Origin of the sequence: Streptomyces glaucescens (genome assembly GCF_002154375.1) — a bacterium.
Taxonomy (GTDB): domain Bacteria; phylum Actinomycetota; class Actinomycetes; order Streptomycetales; family Streptomycetaceae; genus Streptomyces; species Streptomyces glaucescens.
Genome location: NZ_MUND01000160.1, coordinates 1 through 4,301 on the forward strand (window position 1 = coordinate 1; position 4,301 = coordinate 4,301).

Here is a 4,301-nt window from a genome sequence, read left to right on the forward strand (position 1 = left end):
TTTGACGACACCCCCTAGGCAAAGTGCTGGGTGGACTGCGACATCAGGTAGTTCTGCACCGCCTCCACGACGTGGTCCGGGTGCCCCCCACGCTGCCCGCGCTGCAGCTACCGGTCGGTGACCGACGAACCGCGGGTCATCCGCATCGAGCTGATCGACGACGGGCGCGGGGCCCTGCGCGAGCTGCACGGCGCGCGGTGGTCAGCGGCAAGAGATCCTGCCCCGCTGACGGACGAACAGCGGTCGGTACTGGGCGAGTTGCTGCTCAAGCACCCACCGAGCTCGTCGCTGATCATGTTGACCGGCACCGGCTGGCGCCGCCCTCGTCGGCGTGCCGGACGCCGCGAAGGCGGGCCGAGCGGGCCTCGGCTGCGGCGGCCGACTCCAGCAGCAACCTCAAACTCCATTGAGGCGACGCAAGGTTGCGCGGCGCCCACAGGGTGGTTGTACGCGGCAGGTCCGGCGGCCCTGCGTCCCACGCCCGCGCAGCGCGGCCATCAGCGGGCGAGCCGGTTGAGGTGCGGCGGGCTGCCCGTGACGTGGGTCACCAGGTCGGTCGGCCCTGCCCTCGATCAGGCGGCCGTCGTCGTCACGGCCGGCTGGCCCTCGGCGGAGCGGGGCAACGCGAACCGCCGCAGCAGCTCGCGGACCGGGGGCCTGGCCAGGGCGAGGCGCACGAGGAGGTAGCCGATCAGCCCGCCCAGGGTATTGGCGAGCAGGTCGTTGACGTCGACGGAACGGCCGTTGTGGAACAGCACGTACGACAGCAGCTGCGTCACCTCGATGCACAGGCTCGCCAGTGCGCTCACCCCGACGGCCCGGGCCGGGCCGCTCACCCGAGTGAGGAGGGGCAGCAGCATGCCGAGCGGCACGAACATCAGGATGTTGGGCACCGCGGTCACGTCGACGGTGACCATCGGCACGTAGTTGACCTGGTTCCACCACGGCATCTGGTTGGCGTACTCGCCCCACGTCACCCGCAGGGGCAGGACGGTGATCGACAGCACGGCTGCGGTGTAGAGGCACGCGGCGGTGCGCAGGAACACGTGCCAGCCGGTCCAGCCGGGCCGCGCCCGGCGCAGGCGCACGGCCGCCACCCCGAGGAAGACGACGAGGGCGGGGCCCAGGACGTACGTCGGTTCGATGGTCAGGTTCGCATTCATGCACCGGCTCCTTCGGGTTCCTCAGGACATCGGCCGTCAGCCTTCCGGGCACCGGACCCCGCGCGACTCCGGCGAAAGGCGGGTCTCCCGGACGACCGCTACGACTTTCGGCAGAGGGCGGGGCGGTCCGGCTGTCCTACGCTTCACCGCATGTCCTCTCGTCGACCTCGGCCGCCGGGCCGTCCGCGCGGTGCCGCCGCCCTGCAGTGGTCCGCCGTGCTCTGCCTCGCGGGGGCTGCCGCGCTGCTCGACCTGCGGTGGGGAACCTTCCACCAGCCGGTCACCGGCCCGTTGCTGGGGCTGTCCGCCACGACGGTTGTGGTCGCCCTGCTCGCCCTGCCCCTCATCACGCGGCGCGGTGCGGGCCGCCGGGGCACGGCCCTGGCGGGGCTCGCGACCGCCGTGGCGTCGCTGGCCTTCACGACGGCGGTGCATCTGCGCGCGGACCACGGCGCGTCCACGGCGTACGGCGCCTTCGAACCGGTCGCGCTGCTGATCGTGCTGGCGTTCACGGCCCGGCGCGGTGCGCCGCCCCTCCTCGCGGCGGTGGCGGCGGTGGCGCTGATCGCCGCCGTGGTGTCGCGCCCCCTCGCGGTGGAGGTCCGGGAGGGCAGCGTCCTCCTCGCCTTCGTGTCGACGCTGGTGGCGGTTGCGGTGGCGGGCGCCGCCGTGACCGCCCGGCTCGTCGTCGCCGACCGGCGGCAGCGGGAAAGCCGTATCCGCCTCGAACAGCGTGTGCGGCTGGCCAGGGACCTCCACAACTACGTCGCCCACCACGTCACGGGCATCGTCGTCCAGGCGCAGGGTGCCGGCGCCATCGCCGACAAGCGGCCCGACCTGGTTCCTGCCGCCCTGCGCCGCATCGAGGACACCGGCGCGGAGGCCCTCGCGTCGCTGCGCCGCATGGTCGGCGCGCTGCGGGCCGACGATCCCGGCGCACCGCTCACCCCGCCCGGTGGCATGACCGCCGTGCGATCCCTAGTGACCGGCTTCGGCGCCCCCGGCGTGTCCGTGCGTCTCGTCGAGGAAGGGCCCACCGACCGCCTTCCCGCCGACGCTGCCGACATCGCCCACCGAGTGGTGATGGAAGCGCTGACCAACGTTCGCAAGCATGCTCCCACCTGCCGCACGGTGACCGTGCGGGTGACGGCCGGACAGCGGCACATGTCCGTCTCGGTCGACAACGACGGAGCGGCCAAGCCCTCGTCCCCGCCCGGCTACGGCCTCAGGGGCCTCCAGGAGCAGGTGAGCGGTGCCGGGGGCAGCCTGCGCACCGATGCCGGAGACGACGGCACCTGGCACGTCGGCGCACGCCTGCCGTTGCTCACCTCTTCCCCCCGGGAAGCCACCGCGTGATCCGGACCATGATCGTCGACGACCAGGCCATCGTCCGCACCGGTATGGCCATGATCCTCTCCGTCGAGGACGACATCACTGTCGTGGCCGAGGCGGAGGACGGCGTCCAGGCCGTCGACCTGGCGGCGCGCCACTGCCCGGACGTGGTCCTCATGGACATCCGCATGCCCCGCCTCGACGCCCTGCGCGCCCTGACCCGGCCCGGCGCACGCCACACGCCGCGGGTGGTGATGGTGACGACGTTCGACGACGACGAGTACGTCACCCGGGCCATCCGGTCCGGCGCCTGCGGCTTCGTGCTCAAGGACTCCGGCCCCCGCCTGTTGGCCGAGGCGGTGCGTGCGGCGGCGGCCGGTGACTCGCTCATCAGCCCTTCCATCACCGTCCGGCTGCTCGAAAAGGTGATGGCGGCGTCGCGCCTGCGCGACGTGGAGACGGATCTCTCGCCGCGCGAGATCGAGGTGGTCCGACTGGTCGCCCGGGGGCTGACCAACGCCGAGATCGCCGGCGCGCTGTGCATCACCGTGGGCACCGTCAAGACCCACCTGACCAACGTCCAGGCCAAGCTGGCGGTGCGCAATCGGGTGGAGATCGCCGCGTGGGCCTGGCGGCACGGCTACGCCGACGATGAGGCGTGACATGACGTCCGCACGCACCCGGGGCCGGGGGCATGCCACCGCGCCCACCCAGGGGCCGTCCGCGCGGTCGGCTCACGGCATCACGCGACCGGGCGTCCGTCGGACGCGCGACGGAGACGGCCCTCTTCCGCTCCATGCTCGCGGGGGGCCCAATGTCACACCGAAGGGCTCCTGCGCGGGCCGGGCGGGATCGGTAAGCCGACACTGCTGCGACGGTGCGCCCGTGTGCCGGGGGCTCACCGCGGGTCCCCACCGGACCTTGTCCCTGGGACTGCACCACCTGATCGCGGCCCGGCTCCAGGGCACGCGGGCCGCCCGGAAGCGGTCGGTGAGCGTCGTCCGTCCGATCGAAGCGGTACGTCGCCAGAGCGGCTCCTACACCGCCCGGCCGCCGAGCCGAACTGCCCGAGCGCGGTGGGCGACACAGCCCCGGGACGACGTCCGTCCCACGTCCACCCGGTGCTCCGTTCCGCGGTCATCGGGTCTGATCGCGCAGGTACTCGGTGAGGGCCGTCCCCGGCCGGAAAGAGGCGACGCCGTCGGCAGCCTGGAAACTCCCGAAGCTGCCAAGAGTGACGACCTCCCGGCCCTTGAGCGCCTCGGCGATGGTGCCGGCCTGCTCCACGGTGCCGAAGAGCAGATCGAGGACCCGGCTGATGTTGTCCCCGGTGAGTTCCCGGCCGTCAGAGCTGTCGGCGGCACGACGAGCGGTCATCTCGGTGAGCTGCGACTTGTCCACGTCAGCGTCCCCGTCCGGTCATGTTGGCGATGCTGCAACGCTTCCACCATCGCGGGAGGCTGGAGTGCTCGCATCTTCTGATCGCCCGCACCGAACCTGCGCGCCTACCAACAGCTCGTGCAGCGGGACCGAGTTCGGGTGGATTGGCTCCTCCGCTCTCCAGCAGCGGGGCGGGTCCGGCATGGCCGCTCGATCAGCCGAGCGCGGCGGACAGCGCGTCCCCGTTCCGGGCCGGTCGGGCCCGCTTGGCGAGCACCGTGGCCAGCTCCCGGACTCCGTCCTCGTCGATTGCCGCGCTTGCGGAGGCGCAGCACCGGGCGTGGCGGCGGCCCGGGTAAGGGGGCGCGACGGCCGCCGGTCCGATGGGGCGTGGGCCGGAGCGGAGGCTAGCGCGTGTCTCTTTGA

General features: G+C 72.8%; 4 protein-coding genes and 2 pseudogenes. 3 read left to right on the forward strand and 3 right to left on the reverse strand.

Translation table 11 applies throughout. The features are described from left to right. Nucleotides 1-132: 132 nt before the first annotated feature. Nucleotides 133-264: pseudogene (locus tag CCN42_RS44360) on the forward strand (MarR family transcriptional regulator); the annotation flags it as partial. Nucleotides 265-572: 308 nt separating this feature from the next. Here the strand turns inward: CCN42_RS44360 and CCN42_RS12225 are convergent. Then, entirely contained in the window at nucleotides 573-1,163 is a 591-nt protein-coding gene (locus CCN42_RS12225; RefSeq protein WP_086735323.1) for a VanZ family protein, read from the reverse strand. 150 nt (nucleotides 1,164-1,313) lie between these two features. Here CCN42_RS12225 and CCN42_RS12230 point away from each other — a divergent pair, with 150 nt between their 5' ends. After that, nucleotides 1,314-2,519 (forward strand): sensor histidine kinase, encoded by a 1,206-nt coding sequence (locus CCN42_RS12230; RefSeq protein ID WP_143661899.1) that lies wholly within the window; start codon nucleotides 1,314-1,316, stop codon nucleotides 2,517-2,519. Between the two features lie 8 nt (nucleotides 2,520-2,527). Further along, entirely contained in the window at nucleotides 2,528-3,157 is a 630-nt protein-coding gene (locus tag CCN42_RS12235) for a response regulator (RefSeq protein ID WP_211294686.1), read from the forward strand. Nucleotides 3,158-3,632: 475 nt separating this feature from the next. Here CCN42_RS12235 and CCN42_RS12240 read toward each other — a convergent pair whose 3' ends face one another. Together CCN42_RS12240 and CCN42_RS43730 are read right to left on the reverse strand one after the other, a co-directional pair. After that, nucleotides 3,633-3,896, reverse strand: a complete 264-nt coding sequence (locus CCN42_RS12240) for an HU family DNA-binding protein (protein WP_245877251.1) — start codon at nucleotides 3,894-3,896, stop codon at nucleotides 3,633-3,635. Between the two features lie 193 nt (nucleotides 3,897-4,089). Beyond that, a pseudogene (locus tag CCN42_RS43730) lies at nucleotides 4,090-4,301 on the reverse strand (hypothetical protein); the annotation flags it as partial.

Coding starts and splice junctions, on each gene's coding strand:
- CCN42_RS12225 (WP_086735323.1), bottom strand. CDS start 1,163: ATGAATGCGAACCTGACCATCGAACCGACGTACGTCCTGGGCCCCGCC.
- CCN42_RS12230 (WP_143661899.1), top strand. CDS start 1,314: ATGTCCTCTCGTCGACCTCGGCCGCCGGGCCGTCCGCGCGGTGCCGCC.
- CCN42_RS12235 (WP_211294686.1), top strand. CDS start 2,528: ATGATCGTCGACGACCAGGCCATCGTCCGCACCGGTATGGCCATGATC.